This is a genomic window from Pseudomonas sp. B14-6 (genome assembly GCF_013260315.1).
In the GTDB taxonomy this organism is placed as follows: Bacteria; Pseudomonadota; Gammaproteobacteria; order Pseudomonadales; family Pseudomonadaceae; genus Aquipseudomonas; species Aquipseudomonas mandelii.
Genome location: NZ_CP053929.1, coordinates 3,507,363 through 3,531,090 on the forward strand (window position 1 = coordinate 3,507,363; position 23,728 = coordinate 3,531,090).

The 23,728-nt window shown below is 59.6% G+C and carries 17 protein-coding genes; 10 read left to right on the forward strand and 7 right to left on the reverse strand.

Features of this window, described 5'->3' with window-relative positions:
- Positions 1-189: 189 nt before the first annotated feature.
- Positions 190-678: a TIGR00645 family protein gene (locus tag HP062_RS16070; protein WP_007943976.1), complete on the reverse strand. Its 489-nt coding sequence runs from the start codon at positions 676-678 to the stop codon at positions 190-192.
- 171 nt (positions 679-849) lie between these two features.
- Between HP062_RS16070 and HP062_RS16075 the strand changes: the two genes are divergently transcribed.
- Positions 850-2,679 (forward strand): hypothetical protein, encoded by a 1,830-nt coding sequence (locus HP062_RS16075; protein WP_102593909.1) that lies wholly within the window; start codon positions 850-852, stop codon positions 2,677-2,679.
- A gap of 24 nt (positions 2,680-2,703) precedes the next feature.
- On the opposite strand, the gene HP062_RS16080 is transcribed toward HP062_RS16075, so the two are convergent.
- Positions 2,704-3,024, reverse strand: coding sequence for a hypothetical protein (locus tag HP062_RS16080; protein WP_010467520.1), 321 nt, complete (start codon positions 3,022-3,024; stop codon positions 2,704-2,706).
- A gap of 317 nt (positions 3,025-3,341) precedes the next feature.
- The gene (locus HP062_RS16085; protein ID WP_010467518.1) at positions 3,342-5,780 is read right to left on the reverse strand and encodes a Lon protease family protein; all 2,439 of its coding nucleotides are present in this window, start codon (positions 5,778-5,780) and stop codon (positions 3,342-3,344) included.
- 276 nt (positions 5,781-6,056) lie between these two features.
- Here HP062_RS16085 and HP062_RS16090 point away from each other — a divergent pair, with 276 nt between their 5' ends.
- From HP062_RS16090 to HP062_RS16105, 4 genes are all read left to right on the forward strand, one after another.
- Entirely contained in the window at positions 6,057-6,545 is a 489-nt protein-coding gene (locus tag HP062_RS16090) for a DUF3015 domain-containing protein (protein WP_010467516.1), read from the forward strand.
- Between the two features lie 92 nt (positions 6,546-6,637).
- Positions 6,638-8,491, forward strand: coding sequence for a DUF4105 domain-containing protein (locus HP062_RS16095; RefSeq protein WP_010467514.1), 1,854 nt, complete (start codon positions 6,638-6,640; stop codon positions 8,489-8,491).
- Between the two features lie 215 nt (positions 8,492-8,706).
- A complete protein-coding gene (locus HP062_RS16100; protein ID WP_010467512.1) occupies positions 8,707-9,063 on the forward strand; it encodes a hypothetical protein in 357 nt (118 codons plus the stop codon).
- A 70-nt stretch (positions 9,064-9,133) separates the two neighbouring features.
- Positions 9,134-9,628, forward strand: coding sequence for a GreA/GreB family elongation factor (locus tag HP062_RS16105; protein ID WP_172791664.1), 495 nt, complete (start codon positions 9,134-9,136; stop codon positions 9,626-9,628).
- 167 nt (positions 9,629-9,795) lie between these two features.
- On the opposite strand, the gene ettA is transcribed toward HP062_RS16105, so the two are convergent.
- Entirely contained in the window at positions 9,796-11,460 is a 1,665-nt protein-coding gene (gene ettA, locus HP062_RS16110; protein WP_077749399.1) for an energy-dependent translational throttle protein EttA, read from the reverse strand.
- Positions 11,461-11,746: 286 nt separating this feature from the next.
- On the opposite strand from ettA, the gene HP062_RS16115 reads away from it, so the two are divergent.
- From HP062_RS16115 to HP062_RS16135, 5 genes are all read left to right on the forward strand, one after another.
- Positions 11,747-15,595 (forward strand): bifunctional diguanylate cyclase/phosphodiesterase, encoded by a 3,849-nt coding sequence (locus tag HP062_RS16115; protein ID WP_172791665.1) that lies wholly within the window; start codon positions 11,747-11,749, stop codon positions 15,593-15,595.
- Between the two features lie 217 nt (positions 15,596-15,812).
- A complete protein-coding gene (glyA, locus tag HP062_RS16120; protein WP_102593912.1) occupies positions 15,813-17,066 on the forward strand; it encodes a serine hydroxymethyltransferase in 1,254 nt (417 codons plus the stop codon).
- A gap of 254 nt (positions 17,067-17,320) precedes the next feature.
- Positions 17,321-18,634, forward strand: a complete 1,314-nt coding sequence (locus tag HP062_RS16125; RefSeq protein WP_010467502.1) for a C4-dicarboxylate transporter DctA — start codon at positions 17,321-17,323, stop codon at positions 18,632-18,634.
- Positions 18,635-18,701: 67 nt separating this feature from the next.
- Positions 18,702-19,406 (forward strand): FadR/GntR family transcriptional regulator, encoded by a 705-nt coding sequence (locus tag HP062_RS16130; RefSeq protein WP_010467500.1) that lies wholly within the window; start codon positions 18,702-18,704, stop codon positions 19,404-19,406.
- Positions 19,407-19,431: 25 nt separating this feature from the next.
- Positions 19,432-20,115 (forward strand): GntR family transcriptional regulator, encoded by a 684-nt coding sequence (locus HP062_RS16135; RefSeq protein ID WP_083375717.1) that lies wholly within the window; start codon positions 19,432-19,434, stop codon positions 20,113-20,115.
- A 99-nt stretch (positions 20,116-20,214) separates the two neighbouring features.
- Here HP062_RS16135 and yjiA read toward each other — a convergent pair whose 3' ends face one another.
- From yjiA to HP062_RS16150, 3 genes are all read right to left on the reverse strand, one after another.
- Complete coding sequence (yjiA, locus tag HP062_RS16140; RefSeq protein WP_083375716.1) at positions 20,215-21,183, reverse strand: GTPase; 969 nt, start codon at positions 21,181-21,183, stop codon at positions 20,215-20,217.
- Positions 21,184-21,345: 162 nt separating this feature from the next.
- Positions 21,346-21,543 (reverse strand): YbdD/YjiX family protein, encoded by a 198-nt coding sequence (locus tag HP062_RS16145; protein WP_010467494.1) that lies wholly within the window; start codon positions 21,541-21,543, stop codon positions 21,346-21,348.
- Between the two features lie 14 nt (positions 21,544-21,557).
- The gene (locus HP062_RS16150; protein WP_154501788.1) at positions 21,558-23,624 is read right to left on the reverse strand and encodes a carbon starvation CstA family protein; all 2,067 of its coding nucleotides are present in this window, start codon (positions 23,622-23,624) and stop codon (positions 21,558-21,560) included.
- Between the last annotated feature and the right edge of the window lie 104 nt (positions 23,625-23,728).

Sequence of the window (23,728 nt, forward strand, 5' to 3'; positions counted from 1 at the left end):
CAAGCCAATATCAATACATGCATAGGCTTCGGCACCTCAAAGTACAAGCCACAAACGACACCGCCCGTCTGTTTGCACCTGACTGTAGGAGCGAAGCTTGCCCGCGAAGGCGGTGTGACGGGCAACAACTGTATCGACTGACACGGCCCCTTCGCGGGCAAGCCTCGCTCCTACAGGGCTTTGTGAGCGTCAGTGCTTGGTCAGCTTATCCAGATAACCCATGGCAAACGCCGACACGACGAACGTCATGTGAATAATCACGTACCACTTCAAATGCTCGGGATCAACGTTCTTGGCGTCCATGAAGATCCGCAGCAGGTGGATCGACGAAATCGCCACGATGGAGGCCGCCACTTTCATCTTCAGCGAAGACGAATCCATGGTGCCCAGCCAGTTGAGCTTTTCCTTGCTGTCGTCGATGTCCAGCTGGGAAACGAAGTTCTCGTAACCGGAGATCATCACCATCACCAGCAAGCCACCCACCAGTGCCATGTCGATCAGCGACAGCAGCACCAGGATCAGGTCCGACTCGGCCATCGAGAATACGTTGGGAATGACGTGGAAAACTTCCTGGAAGAATTTCAGCGCCAGCGCCAGTAGCCCAAGGGACAGACCGAAGTAGATCGGTGCCAGCAGCCAGCGGGAGGCATACATTGCATTTTCGATAAAGCGTTCCATTGAATCTCACACGTGATGTTGAAAATGGCCGCAAGTATACCAGCCCCCTGTCTATACCCTGAAGCAGCCAGAAACCTTCGGCAAATCCGCGACCTGCGCGTGTGCCACAAAGTTTTTCTGCTAGTGTCCAGACTATTGACAGCTCAGCGACATCGGACAGGAAGACTGGAAATGGATGTGCGATTGCCAATAACGAGTGCCGGCATTTGCCTGGCTCTGCTGCTGGGCGGCTGCTCACCCAGCGATGAGAAGCGCCAGACTAGCCTCGAGGAAAAGACCGCGCAGTTCGAGAAGTCTCTGGATGCGATTGAGGATCCAAAGCTCAGGGATGCCGTTGCCGAACTCGGCGGTTCACTGCTGTTGCTCGAGCGTGCGCAACTCAAGCTCGACAGCAAACCCGTGGAAACCGAATACGGCGAAGACGTTCTCGCCGTGCTCAAGCACTACCCCACGCCCCAGGCTTTGGTCGACACCTACATCAACGGCCTGTTCGTGCTGCACAAGGATTCCAGTTCCGACTACCTGACCGACCTGCAACCGGTGTTCCCTTTCAACTTCAACATTCCGGCAGCGTTTCTCTTTCCCCATGGCCTGGAATGGCAATCGGTGACCTTGAGCAACAAGCGCGTCATCGCGTTCCAGCCGGAATGGTCGGAAACCGATCCCGGCATTCAACTGAGCCCCTCTAGTTCCAACCTGACCAACCCGGATGATCTGACGGTGACCTATCCGTTCATCGACGGTCTGGACATGGACAACAAGAACCAGCCTCAACCGGTGAGCCTGCAAGGCAAGGTCGAGGTCATCGCCCCGCGCCGGCTCTACACCTTCGACCTGACGAAAAAAGACGTTGGCCAGACCCGCACCAACGACAACCTCAGCGTCACCTTGCTGAAACTGGGCAACAACTACGCCGAAATCGAATTCAACAACAGCGCACCACTGGCTCCTGAAGTCAGCGAAACACCGTTGAATCCGCTGATCGTCCAGGCCAGGGACATCACCGGGCAATTCCTCTCGCGATCGGGTTCGATCAACGAAACCGCTGCGCAAATTGCCTTCTATCAAAAACAACTGGCGAAAATTCAGCAGCAGAAAGCCTGGAGCGAGACTTTCGAAAAGCAGATCGACGAAGAACAGCGCACCTTCGAGGCGCAGCAGAAGAATCATTACACCAAAGTGTATTTCAACGGTCCGGTCGAAACCGTTGAAGTGAGCGTTCTGGATTTTTCGGCCGCCACGGTGACCCACAAGGACCTGAACCTGCCGGTGCGCCGCTTTGACTCACACACCACGGCAAAAACCATCCAGCCACTGACCCTACCGGTGGTGGTGTATGACGATCAGGCCCCGACCTGGCTCAAGGGCGCGACATTGAGTGAGGAACAGCTGAAGAAGGGCATCATCGTCAGTCAGTCGGTGGATGACCCCAGCGCCGCACGCATCGAGTTCGACCACCCCAGAAGCTTCAATGACGAGATGCTCGGTACATCGTTCAGCGCTGGCGATAGCCCGGTCACGTTCTTTACGGAGGATGGCAGTGGCAAGCGCGATGGGCCGATCGAGCTGCCGCTTGAGGCTTACGAGGTCGATCCGCTACGTGGCGCCATCACCTATGACTTGAACCTGTTTCCGGAAACACCGGCCTATGCAGTGGGCTCCATGCCGCTGTTTCTGGCGACGGTGGCCAAACAAACGCTCGACGCCCATACGTTGCCCAAAGGCCTGGAACTCAAAGGCAATGCCTTGGTGGTTGATTTGAAGCTGTTTCCTGCCCAGGAGTGGCGTTTTTTCGCCAAGGACGACTCTGGAAACTATCTGAAAGAAATCCTTTCGGTCACTCACGACGCGAGCGCAGAAGGCCCGGCGCTATTTGCCGTGCATTACTTCTATGGCCAGCCAACACGTCTGGAAACCTATCAGCGAACCGACCTCACCACGGTGCAATATGGTTTCGAGGTCAAACTGGCCAAGGCGGATTTGAGCCACCTTGATCAATAACCGGTTTCAGTGGCCGCGCCGAACTCAGCCATTGAGGTTGCGGCAACGGCCCCCGTTGATTTCCCGCAGCTGGGCTTGCAGGTGCAGGCACCAGATTTGTGGGTCATCGGCCAGTTCGTAGCCATGCAGCGTCAGGCTTTCAACAATCGTGTCGAGGATGGACTCCGCCACGAAAGGCCCATGAAACGGTCCCTGCGCCTTGATGGCGGAAGGTTGTTCGCCGGCCATTCCGGCGGCGAAGAGCAAGGTCCACATGCCCGTATCCCCCGCCAACGGACGGATGGCACACTCGATACGGGTCACAAGGCCCAGGCATTGACGGGTGAGGCAGAGGTTGCGCGACATGGCGGCGACCCTCGGTAGATCCGGTGTTCAGCCCCCACGGGAAGGCTGTCTCGATCCAGTGATTACTGTCGATATCCTTGAGCTGAGAATAGAAGAAAAGTCTGACTAGCACGTCAAGCCAGACCAGAAGGCGCCGAATGGTCATTGTGTGAATATTGACGTCAGAGTGATGGCACTTTCTTGAAGTGGACACATCACAAATGTGGGAGTGAGCCTGCCCGCGATAGCGAACTTTCAGCCAACACATGTGTTGGATGAAAGTGCCACATCGCGAGCAGGCTCGCTCCCACTGTGGATCGGGGTGATCCTCAGATCGGTCAGGCCGGTTTGGCTTCCACCAGGGCTTCCAGCGCCGCTTCTTTCTCGGCTTCCTTGAGGTCTTCTTCGCTGATCATTTCCGCGATCACGCGCAAGCGTTCCACCACCCGTGCGTTAACGCTGCCTTCGGGGAACTGGCCATCGGCATCCGGCGCACCGGCCGGCTCTCCGACCAACAGGCTCAACGCCTCGTCAGCCTGGCGCACGGCGTAGACATGGAACTGCCCCGCACGCACCGCCGAGAGCACCTTCTCGTCGAGCATCAGCGTGGCGACGTTGGCGTGAGGAATGATCGCCCCCTGCTCACCGGTCAGCCCACGGGCTTCGCAGAGTCGGAAGAAGCCTTCGATCTTCTCGTTGACCCCGCCTACCGCCTGCACTTCACCGAACTGGTTGATCGAGCCGGTGATCGCAAAGCATTGCTTGAGCGGCGTTTTCGACAGGGCCGAAATCAGCGTGCACGCCTCGCCCAGCGACGCACTGTCGCCATCGACGTAACCGTAGGACTGCTCCAGCGCGATACTCGCGGAAATCGCCAGCGGGAATTCCTGGGCGTAACGACTGCCCAGATACCCGGTGAGGATCATCACACCCTTGGAGTGGATCGGCTGGCCGAGGTTGACCTCGCGCTCGATGTCGACGATGCCGCTGCCGCCCGGGTAGACCGTGGCGGAAATCCGCGCCGGCACACCGAACGCCGAGTCGCCGACTTCCAGCACGGTCAGCCCGTTGCACTTGCCGACGGCGGCGCCATCCGTGTCGATCAGGATGATCCCGGCGAGCATGTCATCGAGAATCCGCGCAGAGACCCGCCCGGTACGGGTGGCCTTGGCCTTGAGCGCCCGTTCGATATGCCCGGCATCGGTCATCTCGTCCCCCGCCAGGTGACGAATGAAGTCCGCCTCGCTGACCAGTTGGAACAGATCACCGATGCGCGCCGACAAACGCCCCTGGTGTTCGGCCAGGCGCGCGCTGTAAGTCGCCAGGCGCGCCACGGCATCGGCCGTCAGCGGCGCCATGCCTTCTTCCGAGGTGCGGGTTTTGAGCAACTGGGCGAACTGCTCCAGGCTCTCGTCGACCATAGGGATGTCTTCGTCGAAATCCACCAGGACGCGGAACATCTCCTGGAAGTCCGGATCGAGGTCTTGCAGCGTGTAATACAGCTGACGCGCACCGATGATGACGACTTTGACCTGCAACGGAATGTGTTGCGGCGTCAGGGTCACGGTGGCCAGGCGGCCCAGCTCACCGAGCGGCGATTCCATTTTCAGCTTGCGCGATTGCAGGGCGCGCTTGAGCGCATCCCACACGAACGGCTCGCTGAGCATTTTTTCCGCTTCTAGGATCAGGAAACCGCCGTTGGCCCGGTGCAATGCGCCCGGCCGCAGTTGCCGATAGGTCGTGTACATCGCCCCCTGATCGGTGCTGTATTCAATGCGGCCAAACAGGTTTTCGTAAGTCGGGTGCGGCTCGAAGACCACCGGCGCACCGCCGCTGGACGAATGACCGACCACCAGGCTCGGGGCGTATTGCTCTTCCAGCAATTTGCGGGCGACGGCGTCGGTCTTGCTGTCGTCCACCAGTTGCTCGACCACGGTCTTGAGCAGGTAGACCTGCATGGCTTGCAGGTAACCGCAAACGGCGGCGTTCTCGGCGTATTTCTCCGACAACGGCGACAGCAACGGCTGCAAGGCCAACGTGATGGTTTCTTCGTTGAGGTGGCGCAGCTGATTGCTCGACTCGCGCTTCCATTGCGGCAGGCTGGCGAGCTCTTCGTTCAGTCGCTCCTCCAGACCGGAAATATCGTCGTGGAAACGCTCGCGATCGGCTTCCGGCAACTGGGCGAATTCCGCTTCGTCCAGGGCCTTGCCTTCGCTCATGGGCGTGAACGCGATGTTGCTGGCGTCGCGGTAAAGCGCGACCTCCTTCTCCAGCGCCAGGCGCTCGATCACGTCCAGTGCCTTGTCGTAGCGCTGGTTGAAGGCGCGGTCGATGGCGCTTTTTTTCTGCTGGTAGGACGGGTGCTCGAACACTGCCGGAAAAGTCGCCAGCAGGTTGTCGATCAAGCCGTTGATGTCACCGATGAAGGCGCCAGCAGTGCCCGATGGCAATTCCAGTGCACGAGGCTCGCGAGGCTCATCGAAATTATTGACGTAGACCCAGTCGGCCGGGGTCTGCAGGCGCTTGCCTTCGGCTTTCAGGTAGCGTTTGACGAACGAAAACCGGCCGGTGCCGGGCTCACCCATGACAAATACGTTGTAACCGGGGCGTGGCATGGCCACGCCGAACTGCAAGGCTTCGACCGCACGTTCCTGGCCAAGCACACCGCGAAAGGGCTCCAGATCATTGGTGGTAGAGAAGCTGAACTGTTCAGCGGAAAACGGACGGGTCAGCGCTTCAGGCGCTAGACGCAAGCTGGCAGCAACAGGATCAGGCATCGGGCTTCCTTACATCAGGCGGGGCAGATAGCGGCATTCTGGCGCTGCCCATACCTCACTTGCAAGGCGCGCCTCCAGCCAAAGCATAGACAAACCGTCATCTCCAAGCCGGCCGGGGACAAATCAATGATTTCAACGAATGTTTTGCAAAAAATCACGGAACCCCAGGAACGTGCCTAAACTCCAAACTGCGCGGCTGGATTAATAACTGGCCCACTGGCGCCGGATTGGGCCAGACCCCTTGTCCATTGGTATGCACATAAAGAGAACAAAGCTATGAAACGGATTCTTCTCGGTACTCTCTTCACCGCTGTATCCATCAACGCGATGGCCCAAGCGCCAGGCGGCCCGGATTGCGGTTGGGGCAACATGCTGTTCGAAGGTCAGCGTGGCACCCCGGCTCACTTCCTGGCATCCACCACCAACGGCACTTCCGGTAACGCAACGTTCGGTATGACTTCTGGTACCAACGGTTGCTCGACTAATGCGTCGCTGACTTATGGCGGCAAATCCTGGTTTGCCATGAATGGCATGATGAACGAGCTGTCCGAAGACATGGCCAAAGGTAACGGCGAAGCGCTGACGACCTATGCCGTGGTACTGGGCGTGGCGCCGGAAGACCGTGCGCACTTCGCCGCTGTGACTCACCAGCACTTCCAGCAGATCTTCAGCAAGGCTGACGTGACCGCTGACGACGTGCATACCAACACCCTGGCCGTTCTGAAGAACGATCCACGTCTGGCCAAGTACGCTACTCAAGCTTAAGCTCGACCCACCCGCTCCTTTCGGGGGCGGGTTTTATTTTTTGGACCTGTCCCCCTTGGGTCTTTATTTTTTTTCGACTTAAGTTGCTCACTATGCTCAAACGCCTTGCCTGGCTGGCGCTCTGTGTCTGCGCCCCGCTGTCCGCCGCGCCACATGTCGACAATCAACGTTTGCAGCAACTGGCCAACGACCCTTTCTGGATTTCCCTGGGCCATTACGAAACCGCCAAGCTGGGCGGCTGGCGCAGCTATGTCAGCGACAAAAAGTTCTTTCTCGCACCCGACGGTAACGAACACCCCGACCGCGAACTGGCGGCCACCGTGCAGGCGCTGTACGCCCCGGCCAGTGCGGGCGAACAACATGCCCAATGTGTGTACCCGGCGCGCACCCGCTGGTTGAAAGCGCAGCTCAACCTGACTGATTTGCCGGCGCTCGATTGCACTGAGTTCAAGCAATGGTTCAAGGATGTCTCGCCCCATAGCGCGGTGATGATTTTCCCGGCGGCTTACCTGAACAGTCCGTCATCGATGTTCGGCCATACCTTGCTGCGCATCGACCAGGCCGATGTGCAGAGTGATCACACCGCGCTGCTCAGTTACGCGATCAACTTCGGCGCCTACATCGAAGGTTCGGACAACAGTATCCTCTACGCCTGGAAAGGCTTGATGGGCGGCTATCCGGGGCTGTTCGCGCTGGTGCCGTATCAGGAAAAACTCTCGGAATACCGCAGCCTCGAAAACCGGGACCTGTGGGAGTACCGGCTGAACCTGACGCAGGCAGAAACCGAGCGCATGGTCGAGCACGTCTGGGAGTTGAAACAGATCCAGTTCGACTATTTCTTTTTCGACGAAAACTGCTCCTATCGCCTGCTTGAGCTGCTGCAGGTGGCGCGGCCAAGCCTGCGCCTGACCGAACAGTTCCCACTGACGGCCATTCCGACCGATACCGTCAAAGCGGTGAAAGAAGCCGGGCTGGTGGAATCCATTCAGTATCGTCCGTCCCGTGAACGGGAACTGCTGAGCCGCGCCGAGCCGTTGACTGACGAAGAACAGGAGTGGGTGCTGAAAGTCAGCGCCGACCAAAAGCAATTGCAGACACCGGCGTTCAAGGCTCAACCGCGCGACCGCCAGGCGCTGATCATCGATGCGTCTTACCGCCTCGAACGCTATCGCGCCAACGGTCAGGAGCGCGACCCTGAGAGGGCGCAACGCAGTTTCGAACTGCTGCGGGCGATCAACCAGAACCCCGCCCCTGAGCTGGACATCCCGAGGCCCGGCCTGCCCGAGGACGGTCATGAATCCCGCACCTGGCAGGCCGGCATCGGCACCCGGGGCGACAAGGCCTTTGGCGAATATGGCCTGCGCATGGCGTATCACGACCTCAACGATAACGCCGAGAGCTTCCCGCTCGGTGCGCAAATCGAAATCCTGCAGATGAAACTGCGCCAGTACGAAGGCAATGACTGGCAGTTCCAGCAACTGGACCTGGCGACCATTCGCTCCCTGACGCCGCGCAATGAGTTGTTGAAGCCATTATCGTGGCAAGTCACGGGCGGCCTGGAACGCGTGCCAGGCAAGCATGACGATGAAACGCTGGTCAGCCACGTCAACGGCGGTGGCGGCGGCACCTGGCAGTTGGGTGAAGACATGCTCGGCTTTGCACTGGGCACCGTGCGTGTCGAACACAACAACGACTTCGCGGGCTTTATCGCACCGGCGGCAGGTTTCAATAGCGGTCTGCTGTGGAAAAACCCACTGGGCAACTTCAGCCTGGAAACCAAGGGCGATTTCTTCACCAACGGCGAGGTGCGCCGCAGTGTGAGCCTCAACCAGCAGTGGGAACTGTCGCGCAACCTGGGCCTGCGCCTGAGTGCCCAGCGCGAATTCAGCCACCTCGCCTCGCCCGAGAACGAAGTGATGCTTGAGGTGAAGTGGTATCACTATTGACCTGACACCCCACCGTCCCTGTGGGAGCGAGCCTGCTCGCGATGGCGGTGTATCAGTCGACATCAGTGTTGACTGACACACCGCCATCGCGAGCAGGCTCGATCCCACAGCGGATGTGTGGTGGCCAACAGATTAATCACACGCCTTTCACAACTGCCTCACGAATCCACTCCTAGAATTCACCCATTGGCCGTCCAACGGCCCGGGAGTCGGAGATGTGGCGTTGCGCAGGTGTGCTGGGATTGTTGATGTTGATCGCGGGTTGCCAGACGACCCACGAGGATTTGATCGCCAAGGGTTATCCACCGGCGTTCGCCGATGGTTTCGATGACGGTTGCAGCAGTGGCCGACAAGCTGCCGGGGCAATCACCGGGGAATTTCGCAAGAACGTCCCACGTTATCTCAAGGACAAGCAGTACGCCGAAGGCTGGAGCGACGGTTTTCGCCAGTGCCAGGCCATGCGCGAAAGCGAGGATCGCGAGGACTATCGCAGCCACCACTGGGACGACCGCGACAAAGCCTGGCAGCAACAAAAGGACCAGGACGCCGCCCGTGCCTATCGCTCGCAATGAGTCGCGGACAGACATCCATCGAAACTAAAAGCCTGCAACCATGGCCCAAACCCTATAACGGGAGAAAACCATGAGTCGCGCTTTCGTCAATGAAGATAACGCCGCCGCGCAAGCCGATCAGCCGGTCGAACGGCAGGTCAGCGCACAGCCCAATTACGTCACGCCCGCCGGGCTGGCGCAGCTTCAGGCGAAAGTCGCCGAAGTGCAAAACCTGCTCAATGGACAGAGTGCGAAAGGCGAACTCGCGGACAAACAGCGCCAGGCCGATCTGGAACGTGACTGGCGATATTTCAATCAACGCCTGCAAAGCGCTCAGTTAGTCGTACCGGCCTCCTCGACCGATAAAGTCCAGATTGGCGCGTGGGTAACGTTTGCCGATGAACAGGGCCACGAACAGCGCGTGCAGTTGGTGGGTGAGGATCAGGCGGATGCGGCGAGTGGGCTGATCAACTGGGGCTCGCCGCTGGGGCGGGCGTTGTTGGGCGCGCAGGTCGGGGATGAAGTGGTGTGGAAGCGGCCGGTGGGGGATTTGATGATTGAGGTATTGAGCATAGAGATCGAGTGATCGTCAGGCCGTCATCGCTAGCAGGCTAGCTCCCACAGTGGATTTGTGCCGCTCACATATCCCCTGTGGGAGCCAGCCTGCTGGCGATGGCCGCGCTGCGGTGTCACTGAAACCCATAAAAAAACGGAGCCCCGAAGGCTCCGTTTTTTCATGCAACCCGCCCGATATCAGGCCAGCTTCTTGTGCCGTACACGATGCGGCTGGGAAGCCGCTTCGCCGAGGCGCTTCTTGCGATCGGCTTCGTACTCGGTGTAGTTACCTTCGAAGAACACCGCTTGCGAGTCGTCTTCGTAAGCCAGGATGTGCGTCGCGACGCGGTCAAGGAACCACCGATCGTGAGAGATCACAATGGCGGCGCCCGGGAAGTCCAGCAGGGCTTCTTCCAGGGAACGCAGGGTTTCAACGTCGAGGTCGTTGGACGGTTCGTCGAGCAGCAGGACGTTGCCGCCCTCTTTCAAGGTCAGGGCCAGGTGCAAGCGACCGCGCTCACCACCGGACAGGTCCTTGACGAACTTCTGCTGGTCGCCGCCCTTGAAGTTGAAGCGACCGACGTAGGTGCGCGACGGGATCTCGTAGTTGCCGATGCGGATCTGATCGGAACCGTCGGAGATTTGCTGGAACACCGTCTTGCTGCCGTCCAGGTCTTCGCGGCTCTGATCGACGCACGCCAGTTGCACGGTTTCGCCGACTTCGATGCTGCCCGAATCCGGCGTTTCCTTGCCCATCAGCATGCGGAACAGGGTCGACTTACCGGCACCGTTACCGCCGATCACGCCAACGATGGCGCCTTTTGGCATGGAGAACGACAGGTTGTCGATCAACACGCGATCGCCGTAACCCTTGGAAACGTTCTTGAACTCGATGACCTTGTCACCCAGGCGTGGTCCGGCCGGAATGTAGATCTCGTTGGTTTCGCTGCGCTTCTGGAATTCCTGCGACTGCATTTCTTCGAAGCGTTGCAGACGAGCCTTGGATTTGGACTGGCGGGCCTTGGCGCCTTTGCGCACCCACTCCAGTTCTTCCTTCATGGCTTTTTCGTGGGCCGACTGCTGCTTGGATTCGGCAGCCAGACGGTCGGACTTGGCTTCCAGCCAACCCGAATAGTTGCCCTCGTAAGGGATACCGGCGCCGCGGTCGAGCTCGAGGATCCAGCCGGCGACGTTGTCCAGGAAGTACCGGTCGTGCGTGATCGCGACTACGGTGCCCGGGAAGTCGTGCAGGAAGTGCTCCAGCCAGGCGACGGAATCGGCGTCCAGGTGGTTGGTCGGTTCGTCGAGCAGCAGCATGTCCGGAGCAGACAGCAGCAGGCGGCACAGGGCCACGCGACGCTTCTCACCACCGGAGAGGAATTCGATCTTGGCATCCCAGGCCGGCAGACGCAGCGCATCGGCGGCGACTTCCAGCTGGCGATCCAGGTTGTGACCGTCGCTGGCTTGCAGGATGGCTTCGAGCTTGGCCTGTTCGGCGGCCAGTTTGTCGAAGTCGGCATCTTCATCAGCGTAAGCGGCGTAGACCTCGTCCAGGCGAGCCTGGGCGTTCTTGATCACGCTGACCGCTTCCTCGACCACTTCACGAACGGTTTTAGTCGGATCCAGGATCGGCTCTTGTGGCAGGTAGCCGATGTTCAGGTCCGGCATCGGACGCGCTTCGCCCTCGAACTCGGTGTCGACGCCCGCCATGATTTTCAACAGCGTGGACTTACCCGAACCGTTGAGGCCGAGCACGCCGATCTTGGCGCCGGGGAAGAAGGACAGCGAAATATTTTTCAGGATTTCCCGCTTCGGCGGAACAACTTTGCCCAGCCGATGCATGGTGAAGACGTATTGAGCCATGGAGAACCTTGGGTCAGTGACAGATGAATGATTGGAGCGCAGGCGATGCCTGGCCAGACTGTGCGCGTCGTCAGATTGATAATGTATCAATGCATGAGCGCTGAAAAAGTCTGAGTCTAGGAGCTGGAACGCTCCCGCGTAACCGGCAAAGCTACCTGAATGACAGATGGCAGTCCAGCCGGTAGGGGCTGGCACTTCGCCACAACACAAGGCATGCTAGCCGCCCTCCGGGCGTCCGGCTTATAGTGCACGTCGCGCCAGTCCAGCCAAACCGCAGGATTACAGTTTGTCCAATGTCTCTCCGCCTTCGTCCGTGAGCGCACCTCATCCTGCGACCGGCGCGCCCCTGCGCGGATCCTTGAAGGGTGCGCTGGCGACACTCGTGCTGTTGTTGCTCGCCTTGCTGTTCTGGCAGCTGCTGGATCAGCTGCGCGAAACACAGAAGCACCAGCGGCAATACACCATCGACTACACCGCCGATCTGGCCGCGCAAGTCAGCCTGAACATGGCGCTCAACGCCCAGATTGCACTGAACCTGCTACCGATCGTCGAACAACCGCAAAGTGCCGACGAACAGCAGGCGCTACTGCGCAAACTGCAACAATCGCTGCCTGACCTACGCAGCCTGGCGCTACTCAGTCCTTCCGGCAAAGTCCTCAGTGACAGCGCCGCCGACGCCCAGGATGCCGATTACCTGGGTGAACTGGTCCGGCGCAGCCGCGCCCAGGCCCACTATTTCAGCAATGCCGATGACGGTTCAGTGGTGCATCTGCTGTTGCATCAAGCCAGCGGCAGCACTCGTGGCTACTGGGCCCTGCGCCTGACACCGACGTTTTTCTCGTCACTGACCAAACAAAACGAAGCCGGCATCCGTCCGCTGTGGCTGGTGGAAAACCGGGTCAATCACCAGATCATCAGCCGCGATGAAGCGTCGCCTTCGGTCAAACCGAGCGCGTTATCCCCCGACGATCTGGCCAAAAGTGTGCTGACAGTGCCCCTGAGCAGCAGCGACTGGCAACTGCGCGGACTGTTCGATCGCCAGCAAGTGCTCGAACAACTGTTGCCAGCATTCATCGGCAAATGCCTGCTGGGCCTGGCCTTCTCCCTGCTGCCGTTCATCGTGTTGCTGAACATTCGCCGCCGTCAGCGCCAGTTGCATGAAGGCCGCCGCCGCTATCACGATATTTTCGAAGGCACGGGCGTTGCCCTGTGCGTACTGGACGTCTCCGGGCTCAAGACCTTCTTCGACAAAGCCCAACTGCACAGCAGCGAGCAACTCAAGGCGTGGCTCGACAGACCGGAGCAACGCCAGCAACTGCTCCAGGAACTGCGCATCACCGAGGTCAACCAGGTCGCCCTGCAACTGCTCAACGTCAACTCCTGCGCTCAGGCCTGGAAACTGTTGATTGACGGCTGCCCGCTGGACGGCACCGCCATCGGCCACCAAGTGATCGAAACGGTGTTCAACCAGCAGAGACAGCTCGAGCTGGAAATCAAACTCCAGGACCTCAATGGCCGCGACCAGCACCTGTGGCTGGTGCTGCGCCTGCCGGAAGATTACGCCGACTATAAAGCGGTGATCCTGAGCATCACCGACATTACCAGCCGTAAACTCATCGAGCTGTCGCTGCTGGAACGCGAAGGGTTCTGGTCCGATGTGGTGCGCACTGTGCCGGACCACCTGTACGTGCAGGACGTGATCAGCCAGCGGATGATTTTCAGTAACCACCACCTGGGCCAGACCCTCGGTTACAACCGTACCGAGTTGCACCAGATGGGCGAGTACTTCTGGGAAATCCTCCTGCACCCCGAAGATGCCGATGACTACCACCGCTCGCGCCAGGCCCAGCGCCACGGGGGTTACACCCAATTGCTGCAATGCCAGTTGCGGTTCCGTCATCGCGACGGCAAGTGGCGGCGTTTCGACATTCGCGAACAGGCACTGGCGCGGGACAAACACGATCAAGTCACGCGGATCATCGGCGTGGCCAAGGACATCACCGAACAGATCGAAGCCAGTGAATCCCTGCGTGACAGCGAGCAGCGCTACCGGATGCTCGCCGAAAGCATCAGCGACGTGATTTTCTCCACCGACAGCAAAATGGCACTCAATTACGTCAGCCCGTCGGTGCATGCCGTGCTGGGCTACGACGCCGAGTGGATCTTCCAGAACGGCTGGCAATCGACCATCGCCAACCCGCAGCAACTGACCGGCATTTACGGCCTGATGGATCGGGTCAGCAAAGCGCTGGATAAACCCGAGCAACTGGCGCTGCTGCGCACTCAGGTGCAGACCCAACTGTTCCTGTTCGATTGCCTGCGGGCCGACGGGCGCAAGATTCCGATCGAACTACGGCTGGTGCTGGTCTGGGACGAACACGGGGCCTTCGAAGGCGTACTCGGCGTCGGACGCGATATCAGCCAGCAACGCCGGGCCGAAAAAGACCTGCGCATGGCGGCCACGGTTTTCGAACATTCGACGTCGGCGATCCTGATCACCGACCCGGCCGGCTACATCGTCCAGGCCAACGAAGCGTTCAGTCGCGTCAGCGGTTATGCCGTGGAGCAGGTGCTGGACCAGTTGCCAAACATGCTGACCGTCGACGAGCAGCAGGAAGCCCATCTGCGTTATGTGCTCAAACAACTGCATCAGAACAGCACCTGGGAAGGCGAAGTCTGGCTCAAGCGGCGCAACGGCGAGCATTACCCGGCCTGGGTCGGCATCACGGCTGTGCTCGACGATGAAGGTGACCTGGCCAGTTACGTGTGCTTCTTCAGCGACATCAGCGAGCGCAAGGCCAGCGAACAGCGGATTCACCGCCTCGCCTACTACGACGCCCTGACCCACCTGCCCAACCGCACGCTGTTCCAGGACCGCCTGCACACCGCGCTGCAATCGGCCGAGCGGCAGAAGTCCTGGGTCGTGCTGATGTTCCTCGACCTCGACCGTTTCAAGCCGATCAACGACTCCCTCGGTCACGCCGCCGGCGACCGCATGCTCAAGGAAATGGCCACGCGTCTGCTCGGTTGCGTCGATGATGACGACACCGTGGCGCGCATGGGCGGCGATGAATTCACCTTGTTGCTGCAACCGCGGGCCAACCGTGAAGTCGCCTTGAACCGGGCGATCCATGTCGCCGAGCAGATCCTCGCCAGCCTGGTGAAACCGTTCGTGCTGGAAGGCCGCGAGTTCTTCGTCACCGCCAGTATCGGCATCGCGCTGAGCCCGCAGGATGGCAACGAACTCAGTCAGCTGATGAAAAACGCCGACACCGCGATGTACCACGCCAAAGAGCGCGGCAAGAACAACTTCCAGTTCTATCAGGCGGACATGAACGCCAGCGCCCTGGAGCGCCTGGAGCTGGAAAGCGACTTGCGCCATGCCCTGGAACAAGACGAATTCGTTCTGTATTACCAGCCGCAGTTCAGCGGCGACGGCAAACGCCTGACCGGCGCCGAAGCGCTGCTGCGCTGGCGTCATCCACGTCGCGGCCTGGTGCCGCCGGGGGATTTCATTCCGGTGCTCGAAGAGCTCGGGCTAGTGGTGGATGTCGGTGACTGGGTGATCAGCGAAGCCTGCCGTCAGCTCAAGACCTGGCATCAGGCCAAGGTGCGGGTGCCTAAGGTGTCGGTGAACATTTCGGCCCGGCAATTCTCCGACGGCCAACTCGGGACGCGGATTGCCACCATCCTCAAGGAGACCGGCCTGCCGCCGGCGTGCCTGGAGCTGGAGCTGACCGAAAGTATCCTGATGCGCGAAGTCAGCGAAGCGATGCAGATCCTCGCCGGATTGAAAAACCTCGGCCTGAGTATTGCGGTCGATGACTTCGGCACCGGGTATTCCTCGCTCAACTACCTCAAGCAATTCCCGATCGACGTGCTGAAAATCGACCGCACCTTCGTAGATGGCCTGCCGTCGGGTGAACAGGATGCGCAGATTGCCCGGGCGATCATTGCGATGGCCCACAGCCTGAATCTGGCGGTGATCGCCGAAGGTGTGGAAACCCACGAGCAGCTCGATTTCCTGCGTGAGCATGGTTGCGATGAGGTTCAGGGGTATCTGTTCGGCCGGCCGATGCCGGCAAGCCGGTTTGAGGCGCAGTTCAGCAATGATGCGCTCTTCATGTTTGATTGATTGGAGCCAACAGCTCCAATCAATCAAACATGAAGAAAGCTGGAAGCTTCAAGTGGCAAGCTTCAAGCAGTGGCCGGTCCGCTTTTGACTTGCCGCTTGAGGCTTACAGCCAGAAGCTGAATTCCTTTCGTCTGCGACATGATGTCCTTTCATATGCCATCTAAAAGCGGTTGAGTTAGAATGCCCCCCTTTTCTGCCCCGATCCTTGAGGACCGCCATGTTCAGCCGTGATTTGACTATTGCCAAGTACGACGCCGATCTTTTTGCCGCCATGGAGCAAGAAGCTCAGCGCCAGGAAGAACACATCGAGCTGATCGCTTCGGAAAACTACACCAGCCCAGCGGTGATGGAAGCTCAAGGCTCGGTACTGACCAACAAGTACGCCGAAGGCTACCCGGGCAAGCGCTACTACGGTGGTTGCGAGTTCGTCGACGTGGTTGAGCAACTGGCCATCGACCGCGCCAAAGAACTGTTCGGCGCCGATTACGCCAACGTTCAGCCACACGCCGGTTCCCAAGCCAACAGCGCCGTGTACCTGGCACTGCTGCAAGCGGGCGACACCATCCTGGGCATGAGCCTGGCCCACGGCGGTCACCTGACCCACGGCGCCAGCGTTTCCTCCTCCGGCAAGCTGTACAACGCCGTTCAATACGGCATCGACGCCAACGGCCTGATCGACTACGACGAAGTCGAGCGTCTGGCGGTTGAGCACAAGCCAAAAATGATCGTGGCCGGTTTCTCTGCCTACTCGCAGATCCTCGACTTCCCGCGTTTCCGCGAAATCGCTGACAAAGTCGGTGCCTACCTGTTCGTCGACATGGCCCACGTGGCCGGTCTGGTCGCCGCTGGCGTCTACCCGAACCCGGTTCCGTTCGCTGACGTCGTGACCACCACCACGCACAAGACCCTGCGCGGTCCACGTGGCGGCCTGATCCTGGCTCGCGCCAACGCCGACATCGAGAAGAAGCTGAACTCCGCGGTATTCCCGGGCGCCCAGGGTGGCCCGCTGGAGCACGTGATCGCCGCCAAAGCGATCTGCTTCAAAGAAGCGCTGCAGCCTGAGTTCAAGACCTACCAGCAACAAGTGGTGAAAAACGCCCAGGCCATGGCCGAAGTGTTCATCGAACGTGGTTTCGATGTGGTTTCCGGCGGGACCAAGAACCACCTGTTCCTGCTGTCGCTGATCAAGCAGGAAATCTCCGGTAAAGACGCCGACGCCGCTCTGGGCAAAGCGTTCATCACCGTGAACAAGAACTCCGTGCCAAACGACCCACGCTCCCCGTTCGTCACCTCCGGCCTGCGCTTCGGTACTCCGGCTGTGACCACTCGCGGCTTCAAGGAAGCAGAGTGCAAAGAACTGGCCGGCTGGATCTGCGACATCCTGGCTGACCTGAACAACGAAGCGGTGATCGATGCCGTTCGTGAGAAGGTCAAGGCCATCTGCAAGAAGCTGCCGGTGTACGGCGCTTAATTGCGGCGCTAAACCGCAGCCATAAAAAACCGGCCACCTGATGGCCGGTTTTTTTTCGCCCTGGATTTGTAGGAGCCGGCACCACTGGTCAGACCGGTCATGCCAATTATGCAATTTCCGCTTGCGATCACCCAAAAACAGCGCCTAGACTGCGCCTGCACTGGACATACCGGTAAGACCAAAATAATTAAGTCCTGAATCTGATGCGCCCACTCAAGCGCACGGCAGCCAGGACACCGACCAGGATTCCTCCCATGCTCAGATGGTGCTCGCGTTCAATCTTCCTCCAAGTGGTTCTCGGACTGGTGCTCGGCATCGTCTGCGGGCTGACCCTTCCTGAATACTCCGCCCAGCTCAAACCGCTCGGCGATGGCTTCATCAAACTGATCAAGATGCTCATCGGCCTGATTGTGTTTTGCGTAGTGGTCAGCGGTATCAGCGGTGCCGGCGACTTGAAGAAGGTCGGACGCATCGGCCTGAAATCGGTGATCTACTTCGAAATCCTGACCACCATCGCCCTGGTGATTGGTCTGGTGTTCGCATTCACCACCGGCATCGGCAGCGGCGCGAACATTCATCTGGATCAGCTTTCCGCTGCCGACATGGGCGACATCGCCCAGCGCGGCCAGCACATGCAAACCACCTCCCAGTTCTTGATGAACCTGATCCCCACCTCGGTCATCGGCGCCTTCGCGGAGAACAACATCCTGCAAGTCCTGCTGTTTTCAGTGCTGTTCGGCAGTGCGCTGAACCTGGTGGGCGAAGCAGCGTCGGGTATTTCCCGGCTGATCAATGAGCTGAGCCACGTGATCTTCCGCATCATGGGCATGATCGTGCGCCTGGCGCCGATCGGCGTGTTCGGCGCCATCGCCTTCACCACCAGCAAATATGGCCTGGATTCCCTGCAACACCTGGGCAGCCTGGTCGGCCTGTTTTACCTGACCTGCGTGGCGTTTGTGACATTGATTCTCGGCCTGGTGATGCGCCTTTCGGGCCTGAAGATGTGGCCGTTGCTCAAGTACCTGCGCGAAGAACTGCTGATCGTCATGGGCACCGCTTCGTCCGACGCCGTGCTGCCACAAATCATGCGCAAGCTTGAGCACCTGGGCATCGGCAGTTCGACGGTGGGGTTGGTGATTCCGACGGGTTACTCGTTCAACCTCGACGGGTTCTCGATCTACCTGACCCTCGCCATCGTCTTCATCGCCAACGCCACCGGCACGCCGCTGGCCATGACCGACTTGCTGACGATTCTGCTGGTCTCGCTGATTACCTCAAAAGGGGCCCACGGGATTCCCGGTTCGGCGCTGGTGATTCTGGCAGCGACACTCACGGCGATCCCGGCGATTCCGGTGGTCGGCCTGGTATTGGTGCTGGCGGTGGACTGGTTCATGGGCATCGGCCGGGCGCTGACCAACCTGATCGGCAACTGCGTCGCCACCGTGGCCATCGCCCGCTGGGAGAAGGACATCGATATTCAACGGGCGAACAAAGTGCTTTCCGGCCAGGTGGGGTATACCTTCCAGCCGAGAAAACCCGTCGCCCCGGCACATCAGCAGGAATTCTGAATAAACGCCGTGCCTGTCTTCGGGCAGGCACGGTCAACAACCGTTTTGGATGCTCATGGAGCGAACAGTGATTACCTCGTCGACCGTTGTGAACTCAGTCGTAGAAAAACTCCGGGCCGCTTTGGCCCGTGGTCAGTGGCGCTCCGGCGAAATGCTGCCTGGGCAGCGTGAGCTGGCCGAACAACTGGGCATCAGCCGCCCGAGCCTGCGTGAAGCGGTGATCGTGCTGGAAACCCTTGGCCTGGTGCGCTCGATGCCCGGCAAAGGCGTGGTGGTGCTGGACGCCCATCTCAGCGACAGCCAAAGCCACGACAGCGCGGTCGCCGGCGCCAGCCTGGAAGATGTCTTGCAACTGCGCTACACCCTCGAGCCGTTCATCGTCGGCCTGGTCGCGCAGTCGATCAGCAGCAAGGAGGTCGGGCAACTGCGCCTGACCTTGATGGACATGCGCGAAGCGCTGGAGGCCAACGACAGCGAGGCCGGGGTGAACGCCTACATCGCATTCCACGAAGAACTGTTCACGCTGACCTCGAACCCGATTTTCCAGAGCGTGGTGCAGCAGACCAGCAATGCCCTCAAGCAAAGCGCCGAGGTGCTGCGCAACTCCCCCGAGCATCTGGCTGAGCGCCTTGAGGAGAACGAAGCCGTGGTGCGCGCGATTCGCAGCAAAAACAGCGCCCAGGCCAGTGCCGAGATGCGTCGGCACATCCTTCGGGAAGGCCAGCGGATGGGCATTGAACTGAATATTCCAGACGACAACTTCGGCAGTTAAAACTTCTTCGAACCGGAGACAGGCCATGAACAGCTTCGCGTCACCGCAAACACTCACTGCCCTGCCCCTTCCACCGCGGGCGGAAGATCTCTATTCGCGGATCTTCGACGCCATTCTCGAACAGCGCCTCAATGCGTCCAGCCGCTTTACCGAAGAAAGCCTGGCGCGGATGTTCAGCGTTCGACGCAGTGACATTCGTGGCGTGCTGACGCGTCTGTCTCATCAGCAAATCATCGTCCTTCGGGCGAACCATCGGCCCCGCGTTGCCACGCTCGATGCAGAACAGACTCGGCAGACGCTGCATGCCCGACGACTGACCGAGACCACCTTGGTGCGGCTGGCCTGCCGACAACCTCGTGCGCAACCCTTGAACCGCCTGCATGCCCTGCTTGAACGCGAACGCCACTGTACAGAGCGCGGCCCGGCGATCCGGTTGTCTGGAGAGTTTCATTTGCTGTTGGCGGAAATGGCGGGAAATGCACCATTGGCGCATTTTCTTGGCAGCCTGGTGCCGCTGACTTCATTGGCGATTGCGCAGTTTGATGCGCAGATGGAGGCCCCTTGCGCGTGGCATGAGGACATTATCAATGCGCTGGAGCGTGGGGATGCGGTGACTGCCGAGGCTTTGCTAAACCGCCACCTCGATATTCTTGAACAGATGTTGCTAGATCCGGTACCCATCCCTGGCAAAAATCGTGTTGCCGGTTAGATCGCCTTCACGGGCAAGCCTCGCGCCTACAAGGGCTACGCAGAACCTGTAGGAACGAGGCTTGCCCGCGAAGGCGTCATCACCGATGAACACACTCTTTCAATCCGCCGCTACCCGCGCAAACCCCTCACGGATTTTCTCTTCCGGCAAATCATCGGCAATGAACACGATCACGCTTTCGCGCGCCTCGTCCTCTGCCCAATCCGTGTCCCAGTCGAATCCGTAAAGCTTCAACACGCCCTGAAACACCATGCGCCGCGGCTCGCCCACAATGCTCAATACACCTTTGTAGCGCAGCAATTGCTTGCCATGGTCTTCCAGCAGCTCGTTCATGAACTCGCTGAGCTTGTCGATATCCAGCGGCTTGTCGGTGCGCAGCACCAGGCTGGAGATCCGGTCGATGGAGGGTGCCTTGGTCACCGGACGCAGGCTGACGCCGCCGAGGTCGGCATTCAGGTTGAAACCGCGCACGTCGAGCAATTCGGCCAGGTCGATCTTGCCGTGTTCGACCACTCGAATCGGCGCGCGACGGTTGATGCGGGTCAGGCGCTCGCTCAACGCGGTAAACGTCGCTTCGTCCACCAGATCGCGCTTGCTCACCAGCAAGCGGTCGGCAAAACCGATTTGCGCCTGGGCGATGGTTTGCGTCAGGTGAGTGTCGGCGTGCGCCGCGTCTACCAGGGTGATGATGCCGTCGAGGATGTAACGCTCGCGCAGCTCTTCATCGATGAAAAAGGTTTGCGCCACTGGCGCCGGGTCGGCCAGGCCGGTGCATTCGATCACCAGACGGTCAAAGGCGATTTCGCCGCTGTCCAGGCGTTCGAGCAGCAGGTACAAGGCCTTGGTCAGGTCGGTGTGGATGGTGCAGCAGACGCAGCCGTTGGACAGCGTCATCACTTGCACCGGTTCATCGCCCAACAGCTGGGTGTCGATACCGGCGTCACTGAATTCGTTCTCGATCACCGCGATTTTCAGGCCGTGCTCGGCTTTGAGCAGGTGGCGCAGCAGCGTGGTTTTACCGGCGCCGAGGAAGCCGCTGAGGATGGTTACCGGGATGGGAGAGGACAACTGGAATCTCCTGTTTCACAAAATTAAAAAGCAACACAAAACAAATGTGGGAGCTAGCCTGCCAGCGATGGCGGACTGTCAATCAACAGTGATGTTGAATGTTCAGCCGCCATCGCTAGCAGGCTAGCTCCCACAAGGATTGCTGTTAACCCGACAACCGGGTCAACAGCACTTCGGCCCACCCTTGCCACCGTAACGAGCCTCTTGGCGTTCCCGGAAGAACATCTCGTAGCTCATCATCGGTTTGTCCGGGTGTTTGGTTTGCATATGCTCGACGTAGTTGTCGTAGTCGGGCATGCCGACCATCAGGCGCGCGGCCTGACCGAGGTATTTACCGAGGCGACTCAGGTCATTGAACATGGTGCAATCCTCGATTACGCATCCGGCACCGCCTGGAACGGTGCTTCTTTATCCGTGCGTCCTTTGCTGCCCCAGGCGGAGATACCGACCTTGAGCGCATAGAACAGGATGCTGAAGACCACGAACAGGAACAGCGCCGTCAGCGTTGCGTTGGTGTAAGCGTTGAAGATCACGTGCTGCATCTGAGTGATGTCCTTGGCCGGGGCGAGGATCTGACCGTTGGCCAGCGCATCGCTGTATTTTTTCGCCAGCGACAGGAAGCCGATCGCCGGGTTGGCGTCGAACAGCTTGATGAAACCGGCGGTGGTGGTGCAGATCAGCAGCCACACCGCTGGCAGCATGGTGACCCAGACGTAACGTTGGCGTTTCATTTTGATCAGCACAACGGTGCCGAGCATCAGCGCGATACCGGCCAGCATCTGGTTGGAGATACCGAACAACGGCCACAAGGTGTTGATGCCGCCCAGTGGATCGATGACGCCCTGGTACAACAACCAGCCCCACATCGCCACACAACCAGCGGTCGCGATCAGGTTGGCGGTCCAGGACTCGGTGCGTTTCAGCGCCGGCACGAAGGAACCGAGCAAGTCCTGCAGCATGAAACGCCCGGCACGGGTGCCGGCATCAACGGCCGTCAGGATGAACAGCGCTTCAAACAGAATTGCGAAGTGGTACCAGAACGCCATGGTGTTTTCACCCGGCAGGACACTGTGCAGGATCTGCGCGATACCGACCGCCAGGGTCGGCGCACCGCCGGCACGGGCCAGGATCGTGGTTTCACCGATGTCCTTGGCCACCGCTTGCAGCGCTTCCGGGGTGATTGCAAAGCCCCAGCTGCTGACAGTTTGGGCCACGGCCACCACATCGCTGCCGACGACTGCCGCCGGGCTGTTCATGGCGAAATACACACCTGGCTCGATCACCGAAGCCGCCACCATCGCCATGATGGCGACGAAGGATTCCATCAGCATGCCGCCGTAACCGATGTAACGGGCGTTGACTTCGTTATCCAGCAATTTCGGCGTGGTGCCGGAGGAGATCAGCGCGTGGAAACCCGAGACCGCGCCACAGGCGATGGTAATAAACAGGAACGGAAACAGACCGCCCTTCCACACAGGGCCAGTACCGTCGATGAACTGGGTCAGCGCCGGCATCTTCAGCTCAGGCATGGTGATCAGGATGCCGATCGCCAAGGCCACGATGGTGCCGATTTTCAGGAAGGTCGAGAGGTAGTCGCGCGGCGCCAGAATCAGCCAGACCGGCAGCGAGGCGGCTACAAAACCGTAACCGACCAGCATCCACGTAATCTGTACGCCAGTGAAGGTAAAGGCTTTGGCCCAGACCGGATCGGCGGCAATCTGCCCACCGAGCCAGATCGAGCCCAGCAGCAACAGCACCCCGACCACGGAGATTTCGCCGATGCGGCCCGGGCGGATGTAGCGCATGTAGATGCCCATGAACATCGCGATCGGGATGGTCGCCATCACCGTGAATATGCCCCAAGGACTTTCGGCCAGAGCTTTCACGACGATCAATGCCAGCACCGCGAGGATGATGATCATGATCAGGAAGCAGCCGAACAGCGCAATGGTCCCGGGGATGCGGCCCATTTCTTCACGGACCATGTCGCCCAGGGAACGGCCGTTGCGGCGAGTGGACATGAACAGGACCATGAAGTCCTGAACCGCACCGGCCAGCACCACGCCGGCAATCAGCCACAGCGTACCGGGCAAATAGCCCATCTGTGCAGCCAATACCGGACCGACCAGCGGCCCCGCGCCAGCGATGGCGGCGAAGTGGTGACCAAAAAGAATGTGTTTGTTGGTGGGGACGTAGTCCAGACCATCATTGTTGAGCACGGCGGGGGTGGCCCGTCGCGGGTCGAGTTGCATCACATTGTTGGCGATGAACAGACTGTAGTAACGGTAGGCAACCAGATAAATGGCCACGGCTGCGACCACAATCCACAAGGCGTTGATCGCCTCGCCTCGACGCAATGCCACGACACCAAGGGCGCACGCTCCCACGATTGCCAGCAGCAGCCAGGGTAGATGGCGTAGCAGGCTATTATTATTTTTCATTTTATGATTCCAGCCAGGGTGGACAAGAAAGACAGCCACCCCGAGTTTAGCTCGCCTGACGGCAAAGGCCATACCCCGACATTGGTCTAGAGGACTGTCCTCAC

Excerpts from the sequence above, each read along its gene's own strand:
- HP062_RS16070 (WP_007943976.1), bottom strand. The coding sequence starts at position 678 with ATGGAACGCTTTATCGAAAATGCAATGTATGCCTCCCGCTGGCTGCTG.
- HP062_RS16075 (WP_102593909.1), top strand. The coding sequence starts at position 850 with ATGGATGTGCGATTGCCAATAACGAGTGCCGGCATTTGCCTGGCTCTG.
- HP062_RS16080 (WP_010467520.1), bottom strand. The coding sequence starts at position 3,024 with ATGTCGCGCAACCTCTGCCTCACCCGTCAATGCCTGGGCCTTGTGACC.
- HP062_RS16085 (WP_010467518.1), bottom strand. The coding sequence starts at position 5,780 with ATGCCTGATCCTGTTGCTGCCAGCTTGCGTCTAGCGCCTGAAGCGCTG.
- HP062_RS16090 (WP_010467516.1), top strand. The coding sequence starts at position 6,057 with ATGAAACGGATTCTTCTCGGTACTCTCTTCACCGCTGTATCCATCAAC.
- HP062_RS16095 (WP_010467514.1), top strand. The coding sequence starts at position 6,638 with ATGCTCAAACGCCTTGCCTGGCTGGCGCTCTGTGTCTGCGCCCCGCTG.
- HP062_RS16100 (WP_010467512.1), top strand. The coding sequence starts at position 8,707 with ATGTGGCGTTGCGCAGGTGTGCTGGGATTGTTGATGTTGATCGCGGGT.
- HP062_RS16105 (WP_172791664.1), top strand. The coding sequence starts at position 9,134 with ATGAGTCGCGCTTTCGTCAATGAAGATAACGCCGCCGCGCAAGCCGAT.
- ettA (WP_077749399.1), bottom strand. The coding sequence starts at position 11,460 with ATGGCTCAATACGTCTTCACCATGCATCGGCTGGGCAAAGTTGTTCCG.
- glyA (WP_102593912.1), top strand. The coding sequence starts at position 15,813 with ATGTTCAGCCGTGATTTGACTATTGCCAAGTACGACGCCGATCTTTTT.
- HP062_RS16125 (WP_010467502.1), top strand. The coding sequence starts at position 17,321 with ATGCTCAGATGGTGCTCGCGTTCAATCTTCCTCCAAGTGGTTCTCGGA.
- HP062_RS16135 (WP_083375717.1), top strand. The coding sequence starts at position 19,432 with ATGAACAGCTTCGCGTCACCGCAAACACTCACTGCCCTGCCCCTTCCA.
- HP062_RS16145 (WP_010467494.1), bottom strand. The coding sequence starts at position 21,543 with ATGTTCAATGACCTGAGTCGCCTCGGTAAATACCTCGGTCAGGCCGCG.
- HP062_RS16150 (WP_154501788.1), bottom strand. The coding sequence starts at position 23,624 with ATGAAAAATAATAATAGCCTGCTACGCCATCTACCCTGGCTGCTGCTG.